Below are 26,108 nucleotides of genomic sequence, written 5' to 3'. Positions count from 1 at the left end.
TACCTCCCTTGAATAGCTCGGCCTGTTTCTCACTTTTAAGCGAAGTGTTGCGGGTGACCTTAATCCTACTTGCTCACAATATCTTTAAGATTTTTCACAAAATAATAACAGCCTTTTACATTCAGATTTAAGTATTCTAGGAAACAGTAATTGATTGATGCAAAAAAAATCAGTGTGTGTACTACTATCAGCCTTATTGCTGATTTCCTTCACGACTAGTCAACCCATTGACCAAGAATCGGTTGGGATAGAAAACACGATGGCGTATTTTGTAAGTAATTCCAGGCTTCTCACCGCATCCACCAAAGAACTGTATGAGGCGGTTAAACTCTTGGATGAGGATTCGGCCTCACTCTTCAACGCGCGAAAAAAACTTGCTTCTGCCAGGCTTGACTTCAAAAGAATTGAGTTTTTTACTGAATATTTTTTCCAGAGCGAGACCCGCATGTACAATGCAGCTCCGGTAACCGAGATAGAAGAACCCACACTTGAACTTGTTGAACCAATGGGTTTACAGCAAATCGAATCTCTGCTATTTGATGCTGACGTTTTGGGAAATAAAAAAATGCTCTTGCTGCAGGCGGAGGCCCTTTACAGCTCCGTAAGTAATCTGAAAACTTTGTTGTACCAATTTCAAATTACAGATGCGCAAATTCTGGAAAGTCAAAGAATTGAAATCATTCGAATCATGGCCTTATCTATCGCCGGATATGATGCCCCTTCTCTTAAAACCGGAATTAACGAAACCCTGGAGGCCACCAAAACCATGTATTTTATCCTCAATCCTTACATGGCAAAAGAGCCGGTTTCCGGTAACAGGATCAATCACATACTGACGGGATCAATACAATTCCTCAACGCCTCGAAAGATTTCGATTCGTTCGACAGAATGGAGTATCTGGTAAAGTTTGCATTACCCTTGCAAAAGGAGCTGGGTGTGCTTACCCGAGCGCTACAATTGGAAATCAATACTACGACTCTTCTGAATCACAAAGCAGAAAACATTTTCAAACCCGATGCTTTCATCAATAGCGGTTTTGGCTCCCAGTTCTCAGAGAATGCCGAAATGGAAAGTCTGGGCAAAAAGCTATTTTCGGAGAAGAAGCTTTCGGGAACACTCACAACCAGCTGCGCCACCTGCCACCAGCCCGGCAATTATTTTAATGACAACCTGCCGAAAAGCCCTTCCCTGCATAAGGACTCCATATTGAAACGAAACACACCTACACTTCTGTACGCCGGCAAGCAGCACATGCAGTTTTGGGACGGGAGATCACAAAGCCTTCAAGATCAGATCATCAATGTCCTGTTCAACCCCCTTGAAATGGCCGGTAATAGCACGATGCTCAACAAAGGTATCCCCAAGGATGCTACCTACCAGCCTTTATTCCAGCTCGCCTTTCCTGAAAAAAAAACTGAGCATATCGGTGTTGATGAAATTGCCACCGCTATTGCATCCTACGTCAACAGCCTCGCACCCATGAGCTCGGCATTTGATCGCTATATTGCGGGTGACCAAAAGGCATTGACCGACGACCAGATTAGCGGATTCAACTTATTTATGGGTAAGGCACAGTGCGGAACCTGTCATTTCCTACCCCATTTCAATTCCCTGTTACCCCCTTTTTACAACGTATCGGAGGTGGAGGTGCTGGGAACCCCGGCGAATGACGACCCGGACAAGCCCGTAAAGGATGACGATCCGGGACGCTTCGATCTTTACCGTATCCATTTTTATCTGGGTGCATTCAAGACGCCAACTCTGCGTAACGCGGCCAAAACAGCCCCCTACATGCACAATGGAGCCTTCAAAACGCTTCATAGTGTCATGGAGTTTTACAATCGTGGGGGCGGTAAAGGGCTGGGTCTCGATATCAAAGATCAAACGCTTTCTGCCAGCGCCCTGAATCTAACACCCAAAGAGACAGACCAAATCATTTTATTTATTGACGCATTGACCGATTCATTTGCTTATTAACCTTAATCAATCATGACCATTATCCTAAGGACTTTCCTGTTACTACTCTTACCGTTTATGGCGGTTTCACAAAATGTCATCGTTAAAAAACCCGCGAGCAGGCGCCTCATGGGCGTTCAGCCGGATCTGATCCGGGGGCCTTATCTTCAGGCCGCAACCCCTACCACGATGACGGTACGCTGGCGTACCAACGTTTTCGATAGAAGCCGGGTCAAATATGGTATAAAAATTGACAGTCTTACCTGGCAAACAGACGACTCCACGCTGGTATCTGAACACATTATCAAACTTACCGGGCTGAAACCTTACACTAAGTATTATTATACGGTGGGCAATCTGGCAGATACCACCCTCCAGGGTGACGAATCGAATTACTTCTTCACATTGCCTGAAAAAGACAGCGAGCAACTAATACGAATCGCGGGTTTCGGAGATTGTGGAAACAACTCAATCAACCAGAGACTCGTGCGGGATGAAATGATGAAAGCCATCGCGGATAAACCAATAAACGCATGGATCCTGATGGGCGACAACGCGTATAGTGACGGCTCCGACGCAGAATATCAGGCTAAGTTTTTTAATCTTTACAAAGACAGCTTCTTAAAAAACTATCCACTGTTTCCCTGTCCGGGAAATCACGATTACCGGGATCTTCAGTCTGCGCCAGCCGCTGACAACAATAAAATCGCCTATTTTCAAAACTTTACCATGCCCACACTGGGAGAAGGGGGCGGCGTCCCGTCCCATACCCAGGCGTATTATTCGTACAACATTGGGAACGTTCACTTTCTTTCCCTGGATTCTTACGGTCCCGATACAAAAGGGAAGCATATGTATGATCAGGGAGAACAGGTTGAATGGGTAAAAAGAGACCTCGCGGCAAACAAAAGCAAATGGGTTGTGGCGTACTGGCATCACCCACCCTATACCATGGGCTCCCATAATTCGGACACAGAAAAGGACCTGATCAGCATCCGTGAAAATTTCATACAGGTGCTGGAAAACGAAGGCGTGGATCTGATCATCTGCGGCCATAGCCACGTGTACGAAAGAAGTAAGCTACTCAAAGGGCACTACGGAAAAGAGGCTGATTTCGACGCCAAAATTCATGAATTAAATTCGTCAACCGCTTTGTACGACGAAAGTAAAAACTCAGCGCCCTATCTGAAAAGTAAACAGAACAATCAGGGAACCGTGTATGTGGTAAGTGGCTCTGCGGGTGCACTTGGCGGGCACAAACCCGACTACCCGCACAATGCCATGTATTATTCCAATCATGAAATCGGTGGTGCCGTGATGCTGGAAGTAGAAGGAAACAAGCTTGATTTGAAATGGATATGTTCCGATGGAAAAATCCGGGACCAGTTTAGCATGATGAAAGATGTAAGCAAAGCAGATCAGAAAATTTTGATGAAAGACAAGATTCTTCAGCGTGACAAAAAACAGCAGTGATTTTGGTTTGAGGATCAAAATTGCAAGACTCGCTGAGTGGGCTAAAACTAAATATGGCAGGGGAAAATCCCCTACCATATTCCAAATCACGCCTAACAATAGTCTTTATGCCTCAACCGTCAGCCGGCCGATCAGCCTGGCTACCCGTTTTCAGCAACTTGCTTTTAAATAGATCCATCTTCGTCCGAACTACATATTTCTTGAAAGAAAGGCCCGTTTTGGCCATAATTCTCCTGTCGACACTGGAAGCACCCAGCCCAAACTTCCTTGAGACGTCTTCGATATCCACTTTTACGTCCAGACCGACCTGTTCGTTGATATGACCCAATATGGCATCCGTTTCAGGTTGAAGAAGAATCGTTTTGGGTATTTCGATAAAGTCCTTCTGGTTTCGTGCAATAATATTGACAAGTAAAAAAATACTGTTTTTAATGATCCCCTCCGAAGTGTCCTGATTACTCTCCATTTCAAAAGTGATCAACTCGATCAGATAATTAATAAATAGCCGATCGGTTGAGTTGCTGATGACCAGCGTCTGGGTAATATTGATAGTAAAATAAAAGAACTGAACATTCTTGTACAGGTCTGCAAATCCCTGTATCGCGCCGGGAGAAATTTTCGTAGTCACCGGCAGGTTTTCAAACAGCATTACAAATAAACATGTATTTTCGGAATGTATCAGGTGAAACTCTTGTCCGGATTTAATAAAAAAAATACAATCCTTCTCATATTGTGTCTCAGCTGAATCAATGGTTAGAGTACCTGTTCCTTCCTGCACAAAAACAATCCTATATTGAAGTGTGAAATCACGGATCAAGTCAAGGTTTTTTCCTTCACAATTCACCAAAGTGAGATTGTTAAGGAATTTAAATTCCATCATATCGTCAACTTTTTCGGGGGTTTAGGTAACGAGTCAGCGGATAAAGAATCCCTTAAACTATGTTACTGTCGGTAAATTAGTAATAGAGAAGCAATATGTAACCTGTTTAGGATAGAAAAGCCACATTCATAGATGAACTGCCCGATTTTATCTACCGGAGGGGGAGCGTTTAATCTATTTCCATCGGATTTTGAATGTATAAAGCCATCGTGTACCTACACAATGAACCCGAAGGCCCAATAGTCCAGCAGCAGATACAAGCGCCCGCGTTTTTAACCGGTCGGGCAACGCGCCATGATGAGGATCAAATAACGCCAGACCTAACCCAGTCTCCAAATAATATTTCAATCGATGATAGTCAGGAGCCGGGTGGCATAGACTTATGAAATTGGGATTGACCAAAAAATTGCCGGTGACAAATCTGAATTGAGAAAGTAAGCCTTGCAGAAAAGCAAAGCCGTCGATTACCAATATCACGACGCCATCAAAAAAATCGCCAACAGCGTAAGGCACAAACCTTAAACTCCTGGCGATTTAGGATCAACTATGGGTTTTATCTGATCACTATTTGTTCTGAGGTTTCACCGTTGTATAGTACAATTCCAATTTGACTCCGCGGTCGGTTGTATTTTTTTGGCTGCCGATTACGAGTCTTGTAAGGCCATTGGATATCTCAGTATTCCCTTCAGGAACACCGGGAAAACGATCGGAGTTTTTCCCAAGCTGGTCTGATACAAGGAGGAGACCATTATTCTCCGAAGTATTACTATTGAGAATACTGGTTACATATGCAGTTACATCAAACCAATAATATTCAGTATTATTTATGAAATCATTTACATAGTTCCCTGTCACTGCACTGTTAGAACCTAAGCCAGTTAACTGTCCTAAAACCTCATTATTTTTATTGCAATAATATACATAGATAGTTGGTGGAGCCCAAAAATAGCGGCTCACAGATTGCCTGAACGGTTTGATTCTTATATATGCCCTATTGGCCACAGAATACTTAATGTCCTTTAAAGTTTGCAGGTGAGGCAGATCCAATCTTGTCATTATCCCAGTTCCTTCTTGAAGGAAACTCTTGTTACCTGATCTTTCGGATGGAAGCGTGGCTCTGCGACTGGCAGGCAAAGCGGCAAGTTCAGTGTTCCTGCGGTCACCTGAAATGCTATTGTAAATACTTGACACAGATAAAGAAACCATACTGCTTGTAATGGCATCATTGCCCGTTAAATGGTAATATAGCCTAAGCGCGGTACTGTCTCCCCCAGACTGGAAACCAACCACTGAGCCATTATCAGTGCTTTTTGCCTTAACCGTAAAGCCCTTAATTAACTCCATAAACTGATCGTTGGTGCTCAACAAATTATCCTTCGCCTTGGTAAACATCTCCATTCCAATCTCATTTGGAAGTTTAAACTGGATCATGCGTTGCGTGTATGGACGCGGCGACAGTGTTAATGTTGCAAGTGGTTCACTTTCAAAGGGAATGGTATAATTGTTGTGATAAATAGACTTGGATAAAATATCCTCCTTCAGTAAATGAGCGGTAACTGTCATCGATTTGGTGGTATCTCCATAAAAATAGGGGCGATTTCCGTAAACCTGAGATGACCTTTCATATTTTAATGAAAGCACCAAAGAATCATATACGGCATCCGTGGGAACAGTAATGGCACCTTGTGGCGCAGTTTGGAAAAATGTGGCCGCTTGAATCTTACCAAAAAAAGGATCATCAAAACTACCAACCAACATCCTACTTGCGGATCCAGTCATCACGGAATCCATTCTTACAGTTGAAATAGAGACCGTAGATGTATCCGAGAACAAAACCAAAAAATCATCCGGATTGGGCTGAACCAGCGATGTGATTTCATCGCCCCACTGACAACCAGCCAGCGAGCCCGCCAAAACTATACCTAACAGAAACTTTGAAGCCGGTGAAAACAACCTTTTGAAGGAATATGAATTAAATTTCATTTAAAGCAAGTACAGTAAAAATGCAAAACTATCAGATATATCACTCAATTACAAAGTCGATATGAAAAACAAGTGATCACGGAACCAGCGAAACCTCAAAATACAGACTAATAAAGTCGTTTTGACATCGCTATCGGGCCCGCCAAAAGTTAAAAAAGGTTAAAAGCCACTTTATCTTGTGTTCAAAAACCGTCATCTGCATGTGATTATACACCCATGTAATCTACATTACGCATATTATTACAGGAATGTGACAGGCGCATTGAAGCTAGAACGTGTGTGAAGTAAAATCTATTTCACATGCCCTGCCTGAAAATCGTAATTTCTAAACCAAAAACTGTCATTTAAGAGTTTACAACCCCGTTCGCAACAATCTTAAACAGATCAACGTTAACAAGACCAACACAACTCAGGAATTAAAATTTAACTGTAAAAGGATATTTTTGACGGTATAACAGCGTATCCTACCTCTCTTGCGAAAGTGATTATGAATAAAATTCATACTTAAACGTTTCAAAATGCATCAAAACCAGCCCTAACTACGTAATGGGTGAAAGGATGGTCCTGAAAGTTTTAGACAAAAACTAAATATATAATTTCTCTAAGCAGTGGCAAGATGTTATGTTTGCAAAATATTTGAAAAAAATGCCAGCATCGTGAGGTAACCACTTTATTAAGCCATGTTCATTTAATCTCTTTTATACCTCGATTTTATTTTATTTATATCATTTTTAGTCAAACCAGATTTTTTTCATGTTTAATACCTTAAAGAAGTTATCATTAGCCACTCTAGTAGTTTCAACTGCATTCATTCAAGTTGCTTGCAATGACAAGAGCGTCGAGCCGGACAAAGTAGGCAACTGGTTAAAATCAGGGATCCCGTCCTTTGGAGGTTCTCAAAGAACGGGCGCTGTGAGTTTTGTAATTGGTGACAAAGGATATATAGGTACAGGGCTCACAAACGAGTCGACGCCCCGCGTTCAGGATTTCTGGTCTTATGATGCTGCGAAATTTATCTGGACTCAGGTTGCACCTTTTGGTGGCACAGGAAGAAATAATGCGGTTGCTTTTGTTGTTGGTGGAAAAGCTTACGTTGGTACAGGTTTTGACGGGAATAGCAATCCCGATCTGGCTTACAAAAAAGACTTTTGGCAATATGACCCTGCCACAAACAAATGGAAAGCAGTAGCTGACTTTTTGGGAGGAACCCGTCAGTATTCTTCTGCATTCGTAGTAAATGACAAAGCCTATGTGGGCCTAGGCGTTAATCAATCAAATTATTTCCAGGATTTTTACAGTTATGATCCAGCCGCAGATAAGTGGACTGAAATCGCTACATTTACAGGAGGTAAAAGAAGAGGTGCTAGTGCATTTACAGTTGGAGGAAAAGCTTATGTAGGGTTTGGAACAAACAATTCTACACAAAAAACCAAAGATCTATATCAGTTTGATCCGGCAACCGGAGCTTGGTCCAGAGTGGTTTATACACAGGATGATTTGAGTGTCAGAACCAATGCACTTTCCCTTGTGATTGCTGAAAAAGCATACATCATTGGCGGAGAAGGCATGTCAGATGTGTGGGAATTCGATGCAGCAAAAACAGAATGGACGCAAAAAAATCCATTCCCAACGCCACGAGGATATTCAGCAGGTTTTGTTGTTGGTACACGCGGCTACGTGGGTACAGGAAGTGCCAGCTCTACGCTTACAGACGATTTCTGGGCATTTGACCCAAATGCTGCACTTGACGAAGATGACGACTTGTAGTGAATACAAAATATAACAGATCAGTAACCATTCTGATTGCAGTGCTGACCTTTGCCGTTTTAGCTTATTTTGGTGTCTCGTTTTTACGTGGCGCCGGTTCAGCTGAGAATGGTGAAGGCCTTCACCGTTTTAGCGTCCGGAGTTATCAAGAACCCAGTGGTTGGGCATACCGGATCTATCAGGATACGATTCCGGTGATTGAACAAAAGTTTGTTCCGGGAATACAGGGAAGTAACGGATTCAAAACGGAAGCAGAAGCCATGAAAACGGGCCAATTGGTAATCAGTAAGCTAAACAAAGGCATCTTCCCCCCCACCGTTTCAAAACATGAGCTGGATAGCCTGGGAGTTGATTATAATTAGCCCCGCGGTGACAAAACATAACTCGTCACCGCTCCATTTCCCATCCGCCCGGCGACCCGGTCACTTTTTACATTTTACATTTTACATTTTACATCTCACTTCTCACTTCTCACTTCTCACCTAAACGAATACCTGCCAATAAGCGGGTAATGATCTGAATACTTAACGGATCGGTCTGTGACGAAATGATTGAGATCCAATCGTTTTTTATCATAAAACTGATGATCGATCCTGATAAAGTAAGGCAAATGATTGTAGGAATAGCCGAATCCACTACCCTTTTCTTCAAAGGCATTGGTAAGCAGTTTATTCATTTTACCATATACATAACTATACGGCGTCTCATTGAAATCCCCGCAAACAATGACCGGGTATGGTGAGGAATCGATCCAGGACTCAAGTGCCCGGAACTCTATGGCTCTTTGAACAAAACCTTTCTTCAACAGTGAGAAGGTATTTTTGCTCTCACGCTTAATTCCCGCCATTTCCTTCTGGCCCACCAGTGTATAAAGTTTCAGCGTCATGGAGTGGAGGTGGACACTCACAATGCGAACCGTGTCCTTCCCCATTTTAATATCGGTTAGTATCATTCCGTTCCGTGCCTCAAAAATGGTGTCCCGTTGGTTTACGATGGGATATTTTGAAAGTACTGCAAGACCGTAATAATCAGCCGGACGAAAACTGTCCGTTTTGTACAACCTTTTATACTTGTAACCGTGGTCGTTTAGATACCTGGAGAGATTGAATACCTTACTCGGATCATAGTTGACATATTCGGGAAAACACAAAACATCGGCATTAGATGCCAGTACCCAAGCCTTCATTTCCTTGACCGCCTGTTCTTTGTCTGCTTTTCTATCCGGAGGCGTAAAACTGGATACATTGTAGCTCATCACCGTAAATCCGGCGTCCTTTTTATCCTCAAACGGGAAAACTTCCTTCTTGCTAAAAGAGTATGTCCGGGGTAAAAATACCGCTGACAACAAGGTCAGAAACAGAGGGAGAATTGCCTTTCCAGGTTTTATGGCAAGCCAAAACGCGATACTGAGCAGGTTCAACGCTACCACGACCGGAAAGGATAACATCAAAAAGCCCGAAATCCAGTGGGAAGACGGAGTCCAATAAACCAGGGCAAAAACGACCAGTGAGTAACAGGCAAGAATCTTATACAAAAACCAAAACAACTTCTGCAAACGCTTCATTAAACAGTAAATTACATTTCAGTCACAAAAGTACGTGAAGCTTTCTAATAAAGAACACAACCACTTTGTTTGTACGAATCATAAAATAATGTTACATTTGCATCATAATTCAAGTTTGATCGGTTGATTGAGGGGGTCTTTAGTCCCCTTTTTTATTTGCAGTATCCTTTACATGACCATAAAAGAACATTTAACAATACTACTGGATCCATTTTTGGAGGAAGGTCGTATTTTTGTGGTAGACATCATCATAAAACCTTCTAAGGTAAGTCAGAAAATAACCATTCTAGTGGATAGTGACGAAGGAATAACTATTCAGGAATGTACTTCTATTAGCCGTAGATTGGCGAAACAACTTGAAGAGCTCGAAGTTTTCACGGAAGCTTATACCTTGGAAGTATCTTCCCCAGGTTTGGATCAGCCTTTGGTACTACCAAGACAATATAAAAAGAATGTAGGCCGGAACATCAAAGCAACTTTGAAAACCGGAGAAGCCATATCGGGTAAATTGACAGAGGCGGATGAAGACCATATTATATTGTCCTTACCCGAACCTAAGAAAAAGCCCAAAGCACCACCCGTGGACGAAGCGTCCTTGCAGCGGAGTATTGAGCTGAAAGACATTTCAAAAGCGATGGTAGAGATTTCCTTTAAATAACATGCCTGCAAGTATGCAGATCGTGAACAGGTAACAGTCATAAATTTAATATCAGCAAATATTCTTTAAGTATAAAAATGGATAGCGGAGTATTAATTGAGTCATTTGCGGAGTTTGCCAGCTCAAAAAACATTGATCGCCCAACGATGATCAGCGTTTTGGAAGAAGTTTTTCGTACCATGATTCGTAAAAAGTACGGAACTGACGACAATTTCGACGTCATCATCAACCCCGAAAGCGGTGACCTTGAGATGTGGCGTACCCGTGAGATTGTAGACGACAATTCTGAGGATATTTGGGATTATAACAAAATACCACTCGCCGAAGCAAAGAAAATTCAAACCGACTTTGAAGTTGGTGAAGAAGTGGCGGAAGAGGTGAAGCTGGTAGAGTTTGGCAGAAGACTGGTTCAGACGGCCCGCCAGACCCTGATCCAAAAGATCAAGGATATGGAGAAAGAGATCATGTATGAGAAATACAAGGATCAGGTGGGGGAATTGATTACTGGCGAGGTTTACCAAACACTACGCCACGAAGTGATTATCATGGATGGCGAAGGAAATGAACTTTCCCTTCCGCGAACAGAGCAGATATCGAAAGATCGTTTTCGCAAAGGCGAGTCTGTCAAGTCTATCATCCACCGCGTGGATATGAACAACGGTTCTCCAAAGATCACGTTGTCAAGAACTTCGCCGGTTTTTCTGGAAAGATTATTCGAAGTTGAGATTCCGGAAATTTACGATGGAATTATCGCGGTAAGAAAAGTTGTTCGTGAACCAGGCGAGAGAGCCAAAGTGGCGGTAGAGTCCTATGACGATCGTATCGACCCGGTGGGTGCCTGTGTAGGTATGAAAGGATCACGGATTCACTCCATTGTGCGGGAACTGGGGAATGAGAATATTGATGTGATCAATTATACCGAAAACCTCGAATTGCTGATCAGCAGGGCTTTAAGTCCGGCTAAGGTTAGTTCCATGCAAATCGACAGAGACTCAAGGCGCGTATCTGTTTTTCTTAAACCAGATCAGGTTTCCCTGGCGATTGGTAAAGGCGGACAGAATATCAAATTGGCCGGTAAACTGGTTGGTATGGAAATTGATGTTTTCCGTGATATTGAAGAGCAGAACGATGAAGATGTGGATTTGTCGGAATTCTCAGATGAAATCGACGAGTGGATGATCAGTGAGTTGCATAAAATAGGTCTGGACACTGCCAAAAGTGTTCTTGCCCTGAATAAAGAGGAACTTGTTCGACGGACAGATCTTGAAGAAGAAGCCGTTGAAGAAATATTGGATATACTCCGAAAGGAATTTGAATAATAAGATGTGGAAGACCTGACAGTAGTGTTTCAATCTCCACCAATGCAAAACTTTTTCTATTAATTGCTGAATATGGCAGAAGATAAAATGATGCGCCTTAGCCAAGTGGCACGGATCCTGAACGTAGGAATTACTACGATCGTTGATCATCTGTCTGCCAAAGGGTATAAGGTTGAAAGTAATCCCAATACCAAAATTAACTCGGATCAGATTGATTTTCTTGCGAAAGATTTCAAATCAGATGATCTGAAATCAACTTTGTCGTTCAAACCCGCCCCTGCCGCTGAGCCTCCTGTCGAAATCAAGGAAGAAAAAGTAAAGAGCGATGTGGACGACATCTTGTATTTCCGAAATACGCCTGCCAAACCTGTTGAAGAAACACCAAAACAAGAGGAAAAGCCGGAGCCAGTTACAACTGACTTTGAAAACAAACTGCCGGGTATTAAGGTGGTCGGGAAAATTGACCTCGATGCACGCAGACCAGTTACCCCAATTGCGCCAGAACCTGTAAAGGAAGTAGCTCCTCCGGTAGTAGAAACACCTAAAGTGGAGGAGAAGCCGGTTGAAAAGGCCATTGAACCGGTTGAAGTAAAGGAGGAAGTAAAACCAGAACCCGTAAAGGCTGCTGAACCGGAGCTTATTGCCGAAGTGGTGAAGGAAACCCAGGAGGTTAAGCCTGAAAAGCCTGTGGAGGCAACACCTGTTGTAGAGCCCGTGGCTGAGAAATCAAATGTAACAGAAGCGCCTAAGCTACCGAAAGAAGAACCATCCGAGCCCGTGCAAGCAGTTCAGGAAAAAGTTGAAATGGCAAGTGCTGCTCCAAATATAGAACCCGTTCAGGCTGAAGAAAACTCTGAACTTATAGAAGCGCGTGGTGAGCAACTTCGTGGTCTTAGGGTGATCGGCAAAATTGAGTTGCCTTCCGACAAGGCTAAGAAAAAGGATCCCGTTGCTTCAAGTGATGCAAGCGCGGCCGATAAAAAACGACGCAGAAAAAGGAAGAGGATTCGCGATGGTGTAGCACCCGCAACGGATGCGCGGCCGACTACCGCCGGTACGGCACCAGCCACCCCTGGTGCAAATCAAACAGCAAGGCCTCCGAGAGATGGTAACGCATCCACTCCTGGTAATAGAAATATCAACAGACCCAATTCGGGAACACCCGGTACGCCGGCGGCACCAGGAACCACCACGACCGGAACAACCGGTGCGGGCGCTTCCAAAAGTGGGCCTGCATCCAGAAATAACAGCAGTAACAATCGCAGAGGCGGAAAAAGAGAAGAAGTTTCAGACAAAGAGGTTTCGGACAATATTAAGGCAACCATGGCCCGTATGGGTGGTGGTAATACCAAAACTACCGGAAGAGGGAAAGGACTCCGTCGTCGTGACCGTGCAGATCAGAACGATCCAAACGCGATGGATGACGAAGAAACAAAGGTATTGCGCGTAACAGAATTTGTTTCCGCAAATGACCTGGCATCGCTGATGGACGTAACCGTTCAGGAAGTAATATCTGTGTGTATGAGTATGGGTATGTTCGTATCCATCAATCAGCGCCTGGACGCAGAAGCCATTACGTTCATTGCCGACGAGTTCGGATTTGAAGTAGCATTTATATCTGCCGAAGAAGAAGTACAGAACGATGTTGTAGATGAGGTCGACAGCGAAGAAAGTCTGAAAGAACGCGCACCGATTGTGGTGATCATGGGTCACGTCGATCATGGTAAAACTTCTCTTCTCGATTACATACGTCAGGAAAACGTAGTGAGCGGTGAAGCAGGTGGGATTACGCAGCACATTGGTGCTTACAGTGTAAAAACCAAAACGGGTAAAGTAGTAACTTTCCTGGATACACCGGGTCACGAAGCCTTTACTGCTATGCGTGCACGTGGTGCGAAAGTAACCGACGTAGTCATTATCGTAATTGCTGCAGATGACAGTGTCATGCCACAAACCCGCGAGGCTATCAACCATGCGCAGGTAGCGGGCGTTCCGATTGTATTTGCTTTCAGTAAAGTGGATAAAGCGGGTGCCAATACCGAGAAAATCCGGGAAGAGCTTGCCAATATGAATTTGTTGGTAGAGGAATGGGGCGGTAAATACCAAACTCAGGAAATATCATCTAAATCGGGTCTCGGTATCGATGAATTACTCGAAAAAGTGCTTCTTGAAGCAGAACTTCTCGAACTGAAAGCCAATCCGGATCGCCGCGCGAATGGTACCGTTGTGGAAGCATCTCTGGATAAGGGGCGTGGTTATGTGACAACGATCCTCGTTCAAACAGGTACACTGAAAGTAGGTGACGTGGTGCTTGCAGGCGCTCATTTCGGTAAGGTAAAAGCCATGACCGATTATTTGGGAAGGAAATTAAAGACTGCGGGTCCGTCCATGCCTGTACAGTTGCTTGGATTAAATGGGGCTCCACAGGCAGGAGATCGTTTCAATGTTTTTGAAAACGAACGTGATGCCCGTGACATTGCTACAAAACGTGAACAGATACAACGCGAACAAACCATCCGGACGCGTAAACATATAACACTGGAAGAGATTGGTCGTCGTAAAGCGATCGGAAGCTTCCGTGAACTGAACCTGATCGTTAAAGGTGACGTGGATGGATCAGTAGAAGCACTTTCGGATTCATTATTGCAACTGTCTACTTCCGAAGTACAGGTTAATATCATTCACAAAGCGGTGGGCCAGATTTCCGAATCGGATGTTAACCTCGCCATTGCGTCTGACGCGATCGTAATCGGGTTCCAGGTAAGACCTTCGGCAAACGCCAAGAAAATGGCAGAGCAGGATCAGATCGAGATTCGCCACTACTCCGTAATTTACAGTGCGATTGATGAGATCAAAGATGCAATGACGGGTATGTTGGCACCTACTATTGAGGAAATCATCACGGGTAACATTGAAATACGTGAAGTGTTCAAGATCAGTCGGATCGGAACGATTGCAGGTTGCTATGTAACAGACGGTTTTGTGAAACGTAACAACAAAATCCGGGTCGTTCGTGACGGTATAGTGTTGCTGACGGGTGAAATCGACTCACTGAAACGTTTCAAAGATGATGTACAGGAGGTAAGGAATGGTTACGAATGTGGTTTGAGCATCAAAAACTTCAATGATATTGAGGTGGGTGATATAATAGAAAGCTTTGAACTGCGTGAAGTGAAAAGGACTTTATAGAAATAAAGGAGGGGTAAAAAAAACCTTGATAAATATAAAATAGCCGGCTCGACAGTTCGAGACCGGCTATTTTTATAATGTTCTTGTAAATCTGATGGCTTTTTAGTAGTTTTTATCGGAAATGCCAACCATCGAATGAACCTCCCATATCGTAAATGATGGCACATCTCCAGCATTGAACGATTGTTTACAGGAAGTCTTTTGTCAAAACCAAGAAGAACAGATGATGAAAAAAGCAATTGTTATCCCCTTATTTCTTATACTCTTTGGTTGTACGAAATCGGGTGAAGTGGTCACGCAGGAGTCCATCACGGTTGAGATCGTTGCCCCTACAACCTCCCAGAGGATTTCAAATAATGTGGAATACGCTCTTCAGGTCTCCACCTCCGAGCCGGTAAGATGGGTCGAGTATTTTCTGGATGGCGTAAGCATCGGCACAGCGCCCACAGCGCCCCACACGATTAAATGGGTTCCGAAAAATGTGGATGGAGGAGAACACATCCTTTCAGTTACAGCGACATCATTTAAAATAAATAGTTTCAAAACTGAACAGAAAATCCAGGTGAGACTGAATGTGGGTGACGATTTTAAGGGTGGCCGGATTTTCCAGCTAACGGGAGTTAACTCAGGTTTAATATCCAGTACCCGGGACTTGCAATCCAACTCAGGATCGAAATTTATCTGGAGTTCTGCAAATACATTGATCGGGGCCAATTCTACAAACGGTAACGAAAATACATTGAAGATGGCCGCTGCGTCCTCCACGGAAGCCGAAGCGGGCTATCACTTTAAAACCGGTTACCAGTATAATGGATATGACGATTGGTACATACCCTCCTTCGACGAATTGAATACCCTCAAGGAAAACATGTTCTACGTTGGCGGATTTGAAGAAAACGTAAAGGATGCGTACTACTGGTCTTCAACAGAACTAACCGCCTCGCAGGCTCAACTTCAAAATATGACAGCGCTGGTCGGAACACAACAACAGAAAGGAGTTAATGCCTATCGCATCAGGCCGATTAGGAAATTTTAGGTTGGTTATTTCAACAATCAATACCGATCAAATCGAGTTCAAAATGGCGAAATCGTAAAAAATTTGTCTTGTAAAATTTCTTACAAAAAATTGTTCACTTAGTGAACAATTGCTAAATTTGTTTATCTAATCCCAGATATGAGCAAACAGTTAGAATTACTAATCATACGCTTAGAAAATGAAAATGTACAAGCAAAGCAACTTCTCAGTTTTTTGGAAGGAAAGCTATCCGAAAAACAGTTAAATCAACTGCTTGACACCATCAACGCTAACAATGAAGTAATTGAAAAACTAAAAAAAGGCCTTTAAAACCAAATAGTGATGTCACAAGAAGAAATTGAAAATCAAATCCAAGGTATCGTAGCGAGGTCAAGAGCTGCCAGGGAAGAAGCAGCAGACTATTTATTCAACAACGGAGAGACGCTTGACCTGGGGAAATGGGTTACTTTGAAAGAATACAAAGAACGTTTCGGGCTCAAAAGCATTAATGTTCTGACAAACTGGATCAGACGTGGAATCATACCGCCGGAAAATGTCAGGATCGTAAAAGCTCTGAACGGTCTGCGACTGGTGAAGGCTGTTCCTTATCGTGAAGCTTGAATTGAATATTAGGCTGATAACATTATATATCTTTTGATAGTAAAATATTGGCAGTTATGCCCAAGCACAAATTATTATTTTCTGTTTATCCATAACCGAATCATCCCCTTACACAATCAAGCAAGATAGAAACGCCGGCATCGAACAAGTCTTAAAGGCGAAGCGCGATAGTTATGTGGTGGCTAGGATTGATCATTATCCCCGGCATAGCACAGTCGAACAAGATAAAGCGATAGGAAATATAAAATTCGGGAATAGATATACGCAATTTCATTGTAGGACGTAGCGGGCTCGAACCGCTGACCTCCGCCCTGTCAAGGCGGCGCTCTGAACCAACTGAGCTAACATCCTGTCAAAACACTTAATTAGTTTTCACTACTATTCAGACCGTATCGATAAACCTTCTGTGAAGGAATCCGGTACAAAAGTATTAAACCTAAAACAAAAATTACCAATAACGCCAAAATACTATTCCGCATACTTCCGGTCACCTGGTCAATCATGCCATAGATGAATGTACCTATCACAATGGCAAACTTCTCGGTCACATCGTAAAAGCTAAAGTATGAAGCAGAGTCCGGGGTATTTTCGGGAATCAGTTTGGCATAAGTAGCACGTGAAAGAGACTGTAAGCCACCCATCACCAGGCCAACGATACATGCAATAACATAAAACTCCATGGCTTCAGTTGTGTAATAAGCCCCGGTACAAACACCGATCCAGATAACCACACCGATCATTAGGGCATACACATTGCCTATCTGCCCCGATAACCAGGCAAATAGGAATGAACCCGCAATGCCAACCAGCTGGATGAGCAAAACCGTGATAATCAGACTCTGCGATGGAAGTTTCAATTCAGTGGCGCCAAAAATAGTCGCTACGTACATGACGGTACGCAAACCCATCGTATAGATAAAAAAGGCCGTAAGAAACTTGGCGAGATAAGGCTGCGCCTGTAAATTCTTGTATACTTTTTTGAGCTCCCGAAACCCTTTGAATACCCAATTCGTATCCGGAAAATTTCCCTTTTTACCGGAGGGTAAGTATCTGAAAGGAATTTGGGCAAAAACAATCCACCACACGCCCACTGTAAAAAAAGATATTCTTGCAGGCATAGCCTTATCCGTAATTCCGTAAACGGATGGAAACAGAATCATACTCAGATTGAATAACATCAGGAGCACACTTCCAAAATACCCCATCGAAAATCCTCTGGCACTATACTGATCGTAATGGTCTTCGGTAGCAATCTCGGGGAGGTAGGAATCATAGAAAACAATACTGCCACTCCACCCGATGAGACTGAGGGCAAAGATGATCACGGAAAAGGTCAAAGTTTGTTTGGTAAAAAAGAACAACAACATGCAACTGATTGCACCCAGATAGCAAAAAAACTTCATAAACAGTTTTTTTCTACCCGTAAAATCTGCGATGGCAGTACACAAAGGTATGATGAGGGCCGTTATCAGAAAAGACACCGAGACCGTATAGGAAAACAACACGGAGCTCTTAATTGAAACACCGAAAAACGTGGTTTCCGGCGTACCCGAAGCACTGAGGGCAACGGCGCTAAAGTAAACGGGGAAAATACTGGATACAATGACCAACGCGTGGACCGAGTTGGCCCAATCGTACATGCACCAGGCATTAACTATTTTAGGGGTATTCTTTTGCATAAAGGGCTATTTTTATGCAAAATAAGAAAAGCGACAGATAATTTCCGCCGCTTTCAAAACTAAATCGTCTGGTGAAAGTCCTACTTCACCACAGGTTCGAAAACCATGATCGTTTCCTGATCCACTCCACTCACAGGCATGGTGCTTTTCAACCTCATTTTTGAATTACTTAGCTCTTCAACGCCAAACTTCCCCTTGAAACTGACAATATCAATGTCCAGTACTTTTGAATCTTCGATGAGGTACCAGGTCCCTCCATTGATAACCTGTGGATCGGCAATTCCTCTGGCATACACTTTGTTCCCCGCCACAAATTCTATGTTCATCGATGGAATACCCTGTGTTAGCAAATTCAATTTTTCAAAGGCAATTGACTTACCACTGAGATCTGTCACAGCAGACATTCGCCAGGGATAGTTCACCAGTATTTTATCCTTTTCGGTAGGCTTCGGCGTTTCATTCTTATCTTTACAGCTGGCAGCAATCAGAACGAACAGCAAGAAACCAGACAATCTGAATAAGTGTTTCATATTTATTCTGTTGGAGTTTAATCTCAATTTTTTTTTTGTTGAAGTGAATGATCAAAACATTTGAAGACGTTCCTTACAGCCTGATGAAATGCTTCCTTTCGGAAACGCCTTTACAAAATTAACGAAATTGTTTCGTCAATCTTATACGGAAACTTATAAATATGATAATAAAGAAAAACCACTTTGGTATTATATTATTGATAATCAGTACAATTGATAGCTTTGGTCAAAACTGCGAACTTCCTTTTGTTTTAAAACCGGTCACCGCCACCAACACCATTGAATGGAGTAAGTTTCCGTCGTTTTCTTTACCCTTCAAGATCGTCTACAATGCCATCCGATTTGGGGATACCCAGGCACAGCCGCTTGAACATGGATTCAGTCATCTGGCCAATTATCCCGGCTCACTTCCGGCCAAAAACCGGGCATTGATCTGGTATGGCGTTGCCACGAATGCCGGAGACCAGCCCTGGGGTAATAATACGCTCCGAAGCCCCTGGGGAAATGACACAACAGCTTACCGGAATTACTGGGACAATTATGCAGCCGTACTGCCCGAAGCCGACTTGATATGCATGGATGTGGAACGCTTTCAGCGTGAGGATCGCGACATCCTGGCCCTTAAATCAAATACCCAAATCCCGGCAACCTATCGCAATCTGAGCGATCAGGACTTTCTGACAACTTATAAGCGCGATATGAGATGGTGGCATGCCGAATCCATCAAAAGGTTAAGAGGCAAAAGCCAGCACGCGGCCGCTCAGGTCACGGCATACAGTGATGTTCCGGTACGAAACACCTGGCTCAATATCACAACCAACAGTTGGCAGGACTGGACAACGAACCTGGCCCGGACGCACTACCTGGCACAAGACAACAACGGAAAAATCGGGGGCCCCTATTTCAATGAACTGAATATCCAGTCTCCATCTCCCTATTTTTATTACAATTATGACCACCCTATCGGCAAAGACTACCTTTCTTATTTATTGTTTCACATAGAAGTCAATCGGGCATGGAGCGACAAGCCGGTGATTCCCTTCGTTTGGCTAAGGATACACGACAGCTACGACCCCAAAACACCCATGGTGAGTAACTTCATGGCAGAATCCACAGCCATTTTCCCCTTCTTTTCAGGTGCCAAAGGTCTTTGGTTATGGGAGAATCCATTCCTTCCGGATGCGCGACAGGAAAACTACGCACCCTATGAGCATTTCATTTATGGGCTGTACAGACTGTCCATGTTCAAAGACATGTTTGAGGGTAACTATCAACTGGTCATCAACCAGTCGGCCAGGGATCACATGCAACTGCAAAATCCCATATGGCGAGGTGTTGTGAAGGATAATTACATTTTGATTGCCGCCCAAAACCCTTATGCCGGAGATCAGGAAGAGACTTCGGTCAATGTTGTGTATCAAAAATGGTACAAAACCATCAAGTTAAAAGGCAAAGAGGTTTTCCTTTGTAAATTTGACCTCAACGACACCGTAGCATCCACAGAGCCTTTCCTCTCGGATGCATATGTTTATTCCAATCCCACGCAAAGAGATCTTCATATCGTTTTGGATGGAATTAACGGAGTTACCGATGTAGATTTTGCGCTGGTAAACACCCGGGGACAAGTGATTATGGAGCGTAAACTCAAGTCTGTCACCGGGGTAACCAGGGAATTTGTCTCCCTCCCTGATCTGACCTCGGGAATTTATCTGGCAAGGTTTCAAACAGATAAAAAAACGATAACGAGAAAAGTAGTGATTCTCCAATAATAAAACTTCGCCAGCAGAACCTTTGAAAATTCTGAGCTTGAATGGAGGATGGCACGTATTTGGTAAAGCCCTCAAATTACAATCATAAGCAAAAACTTGCGCAAATCATGAACCGACTCAGCCAGGAAAGCAGTCCATACCTATTGCAACACGCCCACAACCCTGTTGACTGGTTTCCCTGGGGTGAAGAGGCACTCACAAAAGCAAAGAAAGAAAACAAACCGATTCTGGTGAGTATTGGATACTCGGCATGTCACTGGTGCCATGTGATGGAACGCGAGAGCTTTGAGAAAGAGTACGTAGCCGATGTCATGAACGAGCATTTCATCTGTATAAAGGTAGACCGGGAGGAAAGACCGGATGTGGACGCTGTGTATATGGATGCACTTCAGGCAATGGGTACACGCGGAGGATGGCCTTTGAATGTGTTCCTCCTTCCCGATGCAAAACCATTCTACGGCGTTACATATTTGCCACCTCAAAATTGGATTCAATTGCTGAACAGCATTCGGGATGCATTTACAAAGCACTACACCGAACTGGCCAACTCGGCGGAAGGTTTTGTGCAAAACATGCTGCTATCAGAAACCGAGAAATATGGACTAAAAAATCAGCCCAGCGATTATTCGGAAGATAACCTGGATGCCATGTTCGAAAAGTTGAAAACAAACTTTGATACCGACAAAGGGGGTATGGATCGCGCACCGAAATTCCCGATGCCGTCCATCTACAAGTTTCTGCTCCGCTATTATGATGTTACGCAAAATCCCGAAGCCCTTGAGCATATTGAACGCTCCCTTACCCGCATAGCCCTTGGCGGTATTTACGACCACGTGGGTGGTGGGTGGTCACGTTATTCGGTCGATGAAGATTGGTTCATACCCCATTTTGAGAAAATGTTGTACGACAACGCTCAGCTGCTCAGCATCTATGCCGAAGCCTTTGCATTAACGCAAAATCCGCTTTTTGCCGGGCGTATCCGGCAATCCATTTCATGGCTCGAAAATGAGATGGCAAGTCCCCATGGAGGCTTTTATTCGGCGCTGGATGCGGACAGTGAAGGCATAGAGGGTAAGTTTTATATCTGGACTGAACAAGAGCTTAAAGACTTGCTCGGCCAGGATTTTTCCTGGTTTTCCTCCCTATATAGTATCAGCAAAAAGGGAAATTGGGAGCACGGCTACAACCATCTGCATCTTACCAATAACATCAAGGCTACTGCCCTGAAGATGGGCATTTATTCAGAAACGTTTGAGCAGGATTACACAGCTGTGCTTGCCTTACTGCATAGGGAGCGTAGCAAACGGATTCGTCCGGGACTGGACGATAAAATTCTCGCTTCTTGGAACGGGTTATTAATTAAGGGACTATCCGATTGCTACGGCGCATTAGGTGACGAAACGTACCGAACCATGGCGCTTCGGGCAGGGGAGTTTATCCATACAAAAATGTCGACAGAAGGCCGGCTGTGGCATAATTACAAAGGTGACAAAGCAAGTATTGTGGCATTTCTGGAAGATTATGCTGCCGTAGTAGATGGCTACCTCGCGCTCTATCAGATTACTTTTGACCAAAACTGGTTATCACGTGCACAGGCATTGTGTGATTACACGATCGTCCATTTTTACGATTCTAACGATGGCTATTTCTTTTTTACCGACTCAGCCGCCGACCCACTGATCGCACGTAAAAAAGAACTGTTTGACAATGTAATCCCAGCCAGCAATTCGATGATGGCCAATAACCTGTATTTTCTTGGTAAAATTCTGGATCGGCCGGATTATCTCGAATATGCAGATAACATGCTATCGCGAATGCAGAATTTAATGCTCACCGATGTGCAATGGGTCACCAACTGGGCTACCTTATATTGTTGCCGGGTCACCCCCACTGCTGAGGTGGTTATTGTCGGTGAGTATGCCGACCAGCTCAGAAAAGATCTGGACCGTTTCTTCATTCCTAATAAAATCATGCTGGGAACAGTCACTCACTCTGACTTGCCACTCATGCAGTACAAAACAGACATCAACGGAAAAACAGCGATTTACGTATGTTTTGATAAGACCTGCCAACTGCCGGTTACAAATGTAGAAGCTGCCCTCAGGCAGCTGGGAGGTGGATAAGTCCACACATTTGAAGCGGTAACCATTTGCAGTATTGAAACAATGCGGTACAGTGCTGCGATTTCAGAACAGCTTCTTTCTTCGCTTGCGAGGCTTGAGGCTACGTCTCTTATAATCTCCGGAAAGCACACTGATATTTCCATCTGTTTCCAGCACGGCCAGGTCAACATCCCGAATGGATGCACTCCCATGTTCGTGAACAGCCTCTAACAATTCATTGATGGAGATATGCTCCGATCTTAAGTTGGATTCATTCACTTTGCCGTGGTAAATGAGTATCCTGGGCTCGCCCGAAATAATACTTCTTAATCCGGGAAACCGATAAGACAAATATTTGATTGCCGCATTGATAGTAAACAAAGTGGTGGCAGCAACCAAGCCGCCCGTTAAGGAGGTATTTGCCCCTACCATCGCATTCTGGACAGCATTACTAATGAGTAAAACAAACACAAGGTCAGAAACCGAAAGCTGGGCAAATTCCTTTTTACCAAAAATTCTTATGGCTGCAACGATAAAAAAATAAACCGCAGCAGAACTAAAAACGATTGGCCAATAATCTGAAATAAACGATGACATACTATTCATATCCTTTTAGGCGCAGAATTGTCAATTGATCGAATGCAGTTTTCAGCTGGTTCAAAAGTGAACATTTTCCTATGCCGCATCGGCCAGCATACGACCCCTAGACCAGTAGCGGAAAGTAGCGCTCCCTGATCACATTCATGTGGTGAATCGGATGACCCACGATCACAAATCCCAGTGCTAAGGCCGAAATTTCGCTTTTGTAAGCAACACCCGACCTGATGATCATCTCCTCATTCATTCCCTTAAACAGGTACTGCGTGGAAGTTCGTACCGATTTCCATTCGGCAATGAGCTCTAAAAGAGGACGTTGATTGGCCATGGTATGCGCACCTAGCAGTTCTTCATCATAGCCAGGAAGCACGGTGTGATCATTTCTTGAAAACCGTAATGCGCGATAGGCCATAATCCGTTCATTATCTATTACATGTTGCACAATGTCACGAACAGTCCATTTGCCCGGTGCATATACCCGATCCTCAAGCGCCAGCAATAAGTCAATATCCCCAAAGATGTTTTCAGGAGTATACTTAGACAAGGCATCGTTAAGCGTTATATCTTCAACGATATGGATATACCGATCAAAAAAAGCCGGCATCGGGTTTATATCTGACTTTTTCATTGCTAAAATATTATTTTAAATTACATATGGATGCCGCATTGGTCTCTATATTTCGCAAAAATTGCATATTTTATTCCCGATAGCAATAAGGAAGAGGGTTTACAAAACTCCTAAACAATAATTCTGTTAACTCCCCAATATGCAAAGTATAGTTTCCTATCTGCCATAACAACAAGTATATATGACGAATTTTATCTATTTTCATCCCATAACCCAAAACAAAACGCAAGCTCAAATCATATTGAACCTGCGTTTTGTTTTCATCCTATTCATAATCAGCTCAGTGCACTAAAAAGTCTATTACACTAACGGTACTTGCCGGTGCAACTTAAAATACTTTGTTTTCAATACCCGCAAATGCTTTCGGATCGGGGCCGTACTGATTATCCCCTTTTTCACCTTCTGTAACAGCCAAAATTAAATTATAGATTGGGATCAAAATGTACCATCCGCTTTTACCAACGTCATGCATTCTCCGGATACCCACCGCGATAGAAGGAACCAGAAATGCCAGGGATAATATGGTGGATAATATGGGAAAATTAATCAGATTGCTGATGAACCCGACGGCTATGGCTATTATTACATAAAACAAAACAAAATACCAATACTCACTTCTTCTTGCTCTACCGGTAAAGACGGCGTAATTTTTAAGAACTTTGATAAAGTAATCCATTGAACGGGGGGGGGGTAGAAGATACTCCTAATCGTATGGCTTTTCGGATTCGCCCCGTTTTTAAAGTGGTTGCTGGACTCCACCTTTCTTAATAATCTGAATTAATACAAACTAAAACACAGTAAAATGATAAAATGCTGCACCTGACATATCAAATAAAATGCATTTTGTTTACTTCGCGGTACAACAACCAACCAGCGGTGAAAAGCAATTAGCATTCGGTAATGTTGACAGGCCAATCCATCGTAAAACTAAAAATGATCACCCCATATCCGCATGTGGAAAAACCACTACTACCCTGCTGGCCAAAGAAAACCTTAGTTTCTCCATTTCATCTCCCATCACCGGGTATTTTTACCCAATATATCACGACTATTGAATGCGTTTCTTCTGCTTCGAATTGAGAAAAAAAGTTACTTTTACAAAAACCTCCAATAGGGACCTAATCACGATTCTACATGATAACCAATGATGCTGTACTGTTAGGCTTGCTTTTGATGATCCTGGCAGGCATATTCTTTACGTCATCTTTACCCGGATGGAAACGATTTTTCACAATCATCCCTCCGCTTTTACTTTGCTACTTTATACCGGGTGTCCTCAATTCTGCTGGCGTCATTGACGGCGCAGGTTCTCAACTTTACCCAGTGGTATCCCGCTACCTGTTGCCCGCCTGTCTGGTACTATTTACCCTTGGAATGGACTGGAAGTTTCTGCGAAGACTCGGACCGAAGGCCCTGATTGCCATGCTCGCGGGTACTTTGGGTGTGATGTTGGGCGGTCCGCTGGCCCTGTGGGTGGTGGGTGTGTTGCATCCGGCTACGGTAGCCGGCTCAGGTCAGGATGAAGTTTGGCGTGGCCTCAGCACGATTGCCGGAAGCTGGATCGGGGGTGGAGCCAACCAGACTGCCCTGCGAGAAATATTTCATCCGAGTGACAGGCTCTTTTCTCAGGTTGTTGCGGTAGATGTTTTGGTAGCCGAGCTGTGGATGGCGGTACTTATTTATGGAGCAGGAAGCGTTACCCGGCTGGATCGTTTTTTCAAATCGGACAGTACACATATTACCGATGTACAAAATCAAATGGAGTTACAGCAAATTACCAATCAGCGAGTTCCATCAACCCATGATTACATCTATCTGGCAGCAATAGGTTTTGGAGCAACGGGTTTAGCGCATTGGTGCTCTGAAAAGATCACACCCTATCTATCCCAAAACTACCCTTCCCTCGAAAAGTACAGTCTCACTTCTTCATTTTTCTGGATTATTACCATTGCGACCTTCATTGGTATTGCCCTATCCGTAAGCCCATTACGAAAACTAGAGCATGTAGGTGCCTCCAGGCTTGGTTCCTTGTTTTTGTATATACTTGTTGCAACCATAGGTATGCAAATGGATCTCGGAGCGGTTGCGCAGAATCCTGGATTACTGGCAATAGGACTCGTTTGGATTCTCGTTCACGCCGCAATCATCATTTCTGTTTGCAAATTATTGAGGATCCCTTTTTTCTTTCTGGCAGTAGGAAGCCAGGCAAATATCGGTGGTTCGGCTTCTGCATCCGTTGTAGCTGCGGCATTCCATCCCTCACTGGCACCGGTTGGCGTTCTGCTGGCCATTCTGGGGTATGCCATCGGTACTTATTGTGGTTATCTCACAGCCCTGATGATGCAGTGGGTTAGCAGGATGTGACTGCCCCACACAC

At 43.7% G+C, this 26,108-nt stretch carries 21 protein-coding genes and 1 tRNA gene; 13 read left to right on the top strand and 9 right to left on the bottom strand.

Annotated features, from left to right (window positions below; translation table 11 throughout):
- Positions 1 to 157: 157 nt before the first annotated feature.
- Positions 158 to 1,978: a cytochrome c peroxidase gene (locus DYADSP32_RS02430; protein ID WP_149244199.1), complete on the top strand. Its 1,821-nt coding sequence runs from the start codon at positions 158 to 160 to the stop codon at positions 1,976 to 1,978.
- A gap of 12 nt (positions 1,979 to 1,990) precedes the next feature.
- Positions 1,991 to 3,430: a metallophosphoesterase gene (locus DYADSP32_RS02425; protein WP_414617453.1), complete on the top strand. Its 1,440-nt coding sequence runs from the start codon at positions 1,991 to 1,993 to the stop codon at positions 3,428 to 3,430.
- Between the two features lie 112 nt (positions 3,431 to 3,542).
- Here the strand turns inward: DYADSP32_RS02425 and DYADSP32_RS02420 are convergent, their stop codons facing one another.
- The gene (locus tag DYADSP32_RS02420; protein ID WP_149244200.1) at positions 3,543 to 4,310 is read right to left on the bottom strand and encodes a helix-turn-helix transcriptional regulator; all 768 of its coding nucleotides are present in this window, start codon (positions 4,308 to 4,310) and stop codon (positions 3,543 to 3,545) included.
- A gap of 564 nt (positions 4,311 to 4,874) precedes the next feature.
- Complete coding sequence (locus tag DYADSP32_RS02415) at positions 4,875 to 6,293, bottom strand: DUF4270 family protein (RefSeq protein WP_149244201.1); 1,419 nt, start codon at positions 6,291 to 6,293, stop codon at positions 4,875 to 4,877.
- A gap of 753 nt (positions 6,294 to 7,046) precedes the next feature.
- Between DYADSP32_RS02415 and DYADSP32_RS02410 the strand changes: the two genes are divergently transcribed.
- Positions 7,047 to 8,060, top strand: coding sequence for a galactose oxidase (locus DYADSP32_RS02410; RefSeq protein WP_149244202.1), 1,014 nt, complete (start codon positions 7,047 to 7,049; stop codon positions 8,058 to 8,060).
- A complete protein-coding gene (locus tag DYADSP32_RS02405; protein ID WP_149244203.1) occupies positions 8,060 to 8,422 on the top strand; it encodes a DUF4907 domain-containing protein in 363 nt (120 codons plus the stop codon). The genes DYADSP32_RS02410 and DYADSP32_RS02405 overlap by 1 nt, the downstream gene beginning before the upstream one ends.
- A 116-nt stretch (positions 8,423 to 8,538) precedes the next feature.
- Here DYADSP32_RS02405 and DYADSP32_RS02400 read toward each other — a convergent pair whose 3' ends face one another.
- Positions 8,539 to 9,624: an endonuclease/exonuclease/phosphatase family protein gene (locus DYADSP32_RS02400; protein WP_149244204.1), complete on the bottom strand. Its 1,086-nt coding sequence runs from the start codon at positions 9,622 to 9,624 to the stop codon at positions 8,539 to 8,541.
- A gap of 172 nt (positions 9,625 to 9,796) precedes the next feature.
- Between DYADSP32_RS02400 and rimP the strand changes: the two genes are divergently transcribed.
- The 6 genes from rimP (at position 9,797) to DYADSP32_RS02370 (ending at position 16,426) form a co-directional block, all read left to right on the top strand.
- Positions 9,797 to 10,282: a ribosome maturation factor RimP gene (gene rimP, locus DYADSP32_RS02395; RefSeq protein ID WP_149244205.1), complete on the top strand. Its 486-nt coding sequence runs from the start codon at positions 9,797 to 9,799 to the stop codon at positions 10,280 to 10,282.
- 77 nt (positions 10,283 to 10,359) lie between these two features.
- On the top strand, positions 10,360 to 11,601 hold the full coding sequence (nusA, locus tag DYADSP32_RS02390) for a transcription termination factor NusA (RefSeq protein WP_149244206.1): 1,242 nt from the start codon (positions 10,360 to 10,362) through the stop codon (positions 11,599 to 11,601).
- Between the two features lie 72 nt (positions 11,602 to 11,673).
- Positions 11,674 to 14,790 (top strand): translation initiation factor IF-2, encoded by a 3,117-nt coding sequence (gene infB, locus DYADSP32_RS02385; RefSeq protein ID WP_149244207.1) that lies wholly within the window; start codon positions 11,674 to 11,676, stop codon positions 14,788 to 14,790.
- A 223-nt stretch (positions 14,791 to 15,013) separates the two neighbouring features.
- A complete protein-coding gene (locus DYADSP32_RS02380) occupies positions 15,014 to 15,826 on the top strand; it encodes an Ig-like domain-containing protein (RefSeq protein ID WP_149244208.1) in 813 nt (270 codons plus the stop codon).
- A 138-nt stretch (positions 15,827 to 15,964) separates the two neighbouring features.
- Positions 15,965 to 16,135 (top strand): hypothetical protein, encoded by a 171-nt coding sequence (locus DYADSP32_RS02375; protein WP_414617452.1) that lies wholly within the window; start codon positions 15,965 to 15,967, stop codon positions 16,133 to 16,135.
- Positions 16,136 to 16,147: 12 nt separating this feature from the next.
- Positions 16,148 to 16,426, top strand: a complete 279-nt coding sequence (locus DYADSP32_RS02370) for a hypothetical protein (RefSeq protein ID WP_149244209.1) — start codon at positions 16,148 to 16,150, stop codon at positions 16,424 to 16,426.
- A 276-nt stretch (positions 16,427 to 16,702) separates the two neighbouring features.
- On the opposite strand, the gene DYADSP32_RS02365 is transcribed toward DYADSP32_RS02370, so the two are convergent.
- The 3 genes from DYADSP32_RS02365 to DYADSP32_RS02355 form a co-directional block, all read right to left on the bottom strand.
- Positions 16,703 to 16,777 (bottom strand) — tRNA-Val (locus DYADSP32_RS02365).
- Positions 16,778 to 16,791: 14 nt separating this feature from the next.
- Positions 16,792 to 18,105, bottom strand: a complete 1,314-nt coding sequence (locus DYADSP32_RS02360; protein WP_149244210.1) for an MFS transporter — start codon at positions 18,103 to 18,105, stop codon at positions 16,792 to 16,794.
- A gap of 80 nt (positions 18,106 to 18,185) precedes the next feature.
- The gene (locus DYADSP32_RS02355) at positions 18,186 to 18,635 is read right to left on the bottom strand and encodes a hypothetical protein (protein ID WP_149244211.1); all 450 of its coding nucleotides are present in this window, start codon (positions 18,633 to 18,635) and stop codon (positions 18,186 to 18,188) included.
- A 161-nt stretch (positions 18,636 to 18,796) separates the two neighbouring features.
- Here DYADSP32_RS02355 and DYADSP32_RS02350 point away from each other — a divergent pair, with 161 nt between their 5' ends.
- Together DYADSP32_RS02350 and DYADSP32_RS02345 are read left to right on the top strand one after the other, a co-directional pair.
- Positions 18,797 to 20,404, top strand: a complete 1,608-nt coding sequence (locus tag DYADSP32_RS02350; RefSeq protein WP_149244212.1) for a T9SS type A sorting domain-containing protein — start codon at positions 18,797 to 18,799, stop codon at positions 20,402 to 20,404.
- Between the two features lie 107 nt (positions 20,405 to 20,511).
- Positions 20,512 to 22,527, top strand: coding sequence for a thioredoxin domain-containing protein (locus tag DYADSP32_RS02345; RefSeq protein WP_149244213.1), 2,016 nt, complete (start codon positions 20,512 to 20,514; stop codon positions 22,525 to 22,527).
- A gap of 63 nt (positions 22,528 to 22,590) precedes the next feature.
- Here the strand turns inward: DYADSP32_RS02345 and DYADSP32_RS02340 are convergent, their stop codons facing one another.
- The 3 genes from DYADSP32_RS02340 to DYADSP32_RS02330 form a co-directional block, all read right to left on the bottom strand.
- Positions 22,591 to 23,103 carry a DUF421 domain-containing protein gene (locus DYADSP32_RS02340; protein WP_149244214.1) on the bottom strand — a complete coding sequence of 171 codons (513 nt, stop codon included), beginning with the start codon at positions 23,101 to 23,103 and terminating at the stop codon, positions 22,591 to 22,593.
- Between the two features lie 106 nt (positions 23,104 to 23,209).
- Positions 23,210 to 23,731, bottom strand: a complete 522-nt coding sequence (locus DYADSP32_RS02335; protein ID WP_149244215.1) for a DinB family protein — start codon at positions 23,729 to 23,731, stop codon at positions 23,210 to 23,212.
- Between the two features lie 328 nt (positions 23,732 to 24,059).
- The gene (locus DYADSP32_RS02330) at positions 24,060 to 24,407 is read right to left on the bottom strand and encodes a DUF805 domain-containing protein (protein WP_149244216.1); all 348 of its coding nucleotides are present in this window, start codon (positions 24,405 to 24,407) and stop codon (positions 24,060 to 24,062) included.
- Positions 24,408 to 24,865: 458 nt separating this feature from the next.
- Between DYADSP32_RS02330 and DYADSP32_RS02325 the strand changes: the two genes are divergently transcribed.
- Entirely contained in the window at positions 24,866 to 26,095 is a 1,230-nt protein-coding gene (locus tag DYADSP32_RS02325; protein WP_149244217.1) for a DUF819 family protein, read from the top strand.
- The last annotated feature ends 13 nt before the right edge of the window (positions 26,096 to 26,108 follow it).

It is taken from the genome of Dyadobacter sp. 32, from assembly GCF_902506755.1.
In the GTDB taxonomy this organism is placed as follows: Bacteria; Bacteroidota; Bacteroidia; order Cytophagales; family Spirosomataceae; genus Dyadobacter.
The sequence above is the reverse complement of the archived record's forward strand: the minus strand, read 5'-3'. Positions and strand labels throughout refer to the sequence as shown.

Bases quoted from the DNA above. Each gene is read 5' to 3' on its own strand.
- DYADSP32_RS02430 (WP_149244199.1), top strand. From the start codon at position 158: ATGCAAAAAAAATCAGTGTGTGTACTACTATCAGCCTTATTGCTGATT.
- DYADSP32_RS02425 (WP_414617453.1), top strand. From the start codon at position 1,991: ATGACCATTATCCTAAGGACTTTCCTGTTACTACTCTTACCGTTTATG.
- DYADSP32_RS02420 (WP_149244200.1), bottom strand. From the start codon at position 4,310: ATGATGGAATTTAAATTCCTTAACAATCTCACTTTGGTGAATTGTGAA.
- DYADSP32_RS02415 (WP_149244201.1), bottom strand. From the start codon at position 6,293: ATGAAATTTAATTCATATTCCTTCAAAAGGTTGTTTTCACCGGCTTCA.
- DYADSP32_RS02410 (WP_149244202.1), top strand. From the start codon at position 7,047: ATGTTTAATACCTTAAAGAAGTTATCATTAGCCACTCTAGTAGTTTCA.
- DYADSP32_RS02400 (WP_149244204.1), bottom strand. From the start codon at position 9,624: ATGAAGCGTTTGCAGAAGTTGTTTTGGTTTTTGTATAAGATTCTTGCC.
- rimP (WP_149244205.1), top strand. From the start codon at position 9,797: ATGACCATAAAAGAACATTTAACAATACTACTGGATCCATTTTTGGAG.
- nusA (WP_149244206.1), top strand. From the start codon at position 10,360: ATGGATAGCGGAGTATTAATTGAGTCATTTGCGGAGTTTGCCAGCTCA.
- infB (WP_149244207.1), top strand. From the start codon at position 11,674: ATGGCAGAAGATAAAATGATGCGCCTTAGCCAAGTGGCACGGATCCTG.
- DYADSP32_RS02380 (WP_149244208.1), top strand. From the start codon at position 15,014: ATGATGAAAAAAGCAATTGTTATCCCCTTATTTCTTATACTCTTTGGT.
- DYADSP32_RS02375 (WP_414617452.1), top strand. From the start codon at position 15,965: ATGAGCAAACAGTTAGAATTACTAATCATACGCTTAGAAAATGAAAAT.
- DYADSP32_RS02370 (WP_149244209.1), top strand. From the start codon at position 16,148: ATGTCACAAGAAGAAATTGAAAATCAAATCCAAGGTATCGTAGCGAGG.
- DYADSP32_RS02360 (WP_149244210.1), bottom strand. From the start codon at position 18,105: ATGCAAAAGAATACCCCTAAAATAGTTAATGCCTGGTGCATGTACGAT.
- DYADSP32_RS02355 (WP_149244211.1), bottom strand. From the start codon at position 18,635: ATGAAACACTTATTCAGATTGTCTGGTTTCTTGCTGTTCGTTCTGATT.
- DYADSP32_RS02350 (WP_149244212.1), top strand. From the start codon at position 18,797: ATGATAATAAAGAAAAACCACTTTGGTATTATATTATTGATAATCAGT.
- DYADSP32_RS02345 (WP_149244213.1), top strand. From the start codon at position 20,512: ATGAACCGACTCAGCCAGGAAAGCAGTCCATACCTATTGCAACACGCC.
- DYADSP32_RS02340 (WP_149244214.1), bottom strand. From the start codon at position 23,103: ATGTCATCGTTTATTTCAGATTATTGGCCAATCGTTTTTAGTTCTGCT.
- DYADSP32_RS02335 (WP_149244215.1), bottom strand. From the start codon at position 23,731: ATGAAAAAGTCAGATATAAACCCGATGCCGGCTTTTTTTGATCGGTAT.
- DYADSP32_RS02330 (WP_149244216.1), bottom strand. From the start codon at position 24,407: ATGGATTACTTTATCAAAGTTCTTAAAAATTACGCCGTCTTTACCGGT.
- DYADSP32_RS02325 (WP_149244217.1), top strand. From the start codon at position 24,866: ATGATAACCAATGATGCTGTACTGTTAGGCTTGCTTTTGATGATCCTG.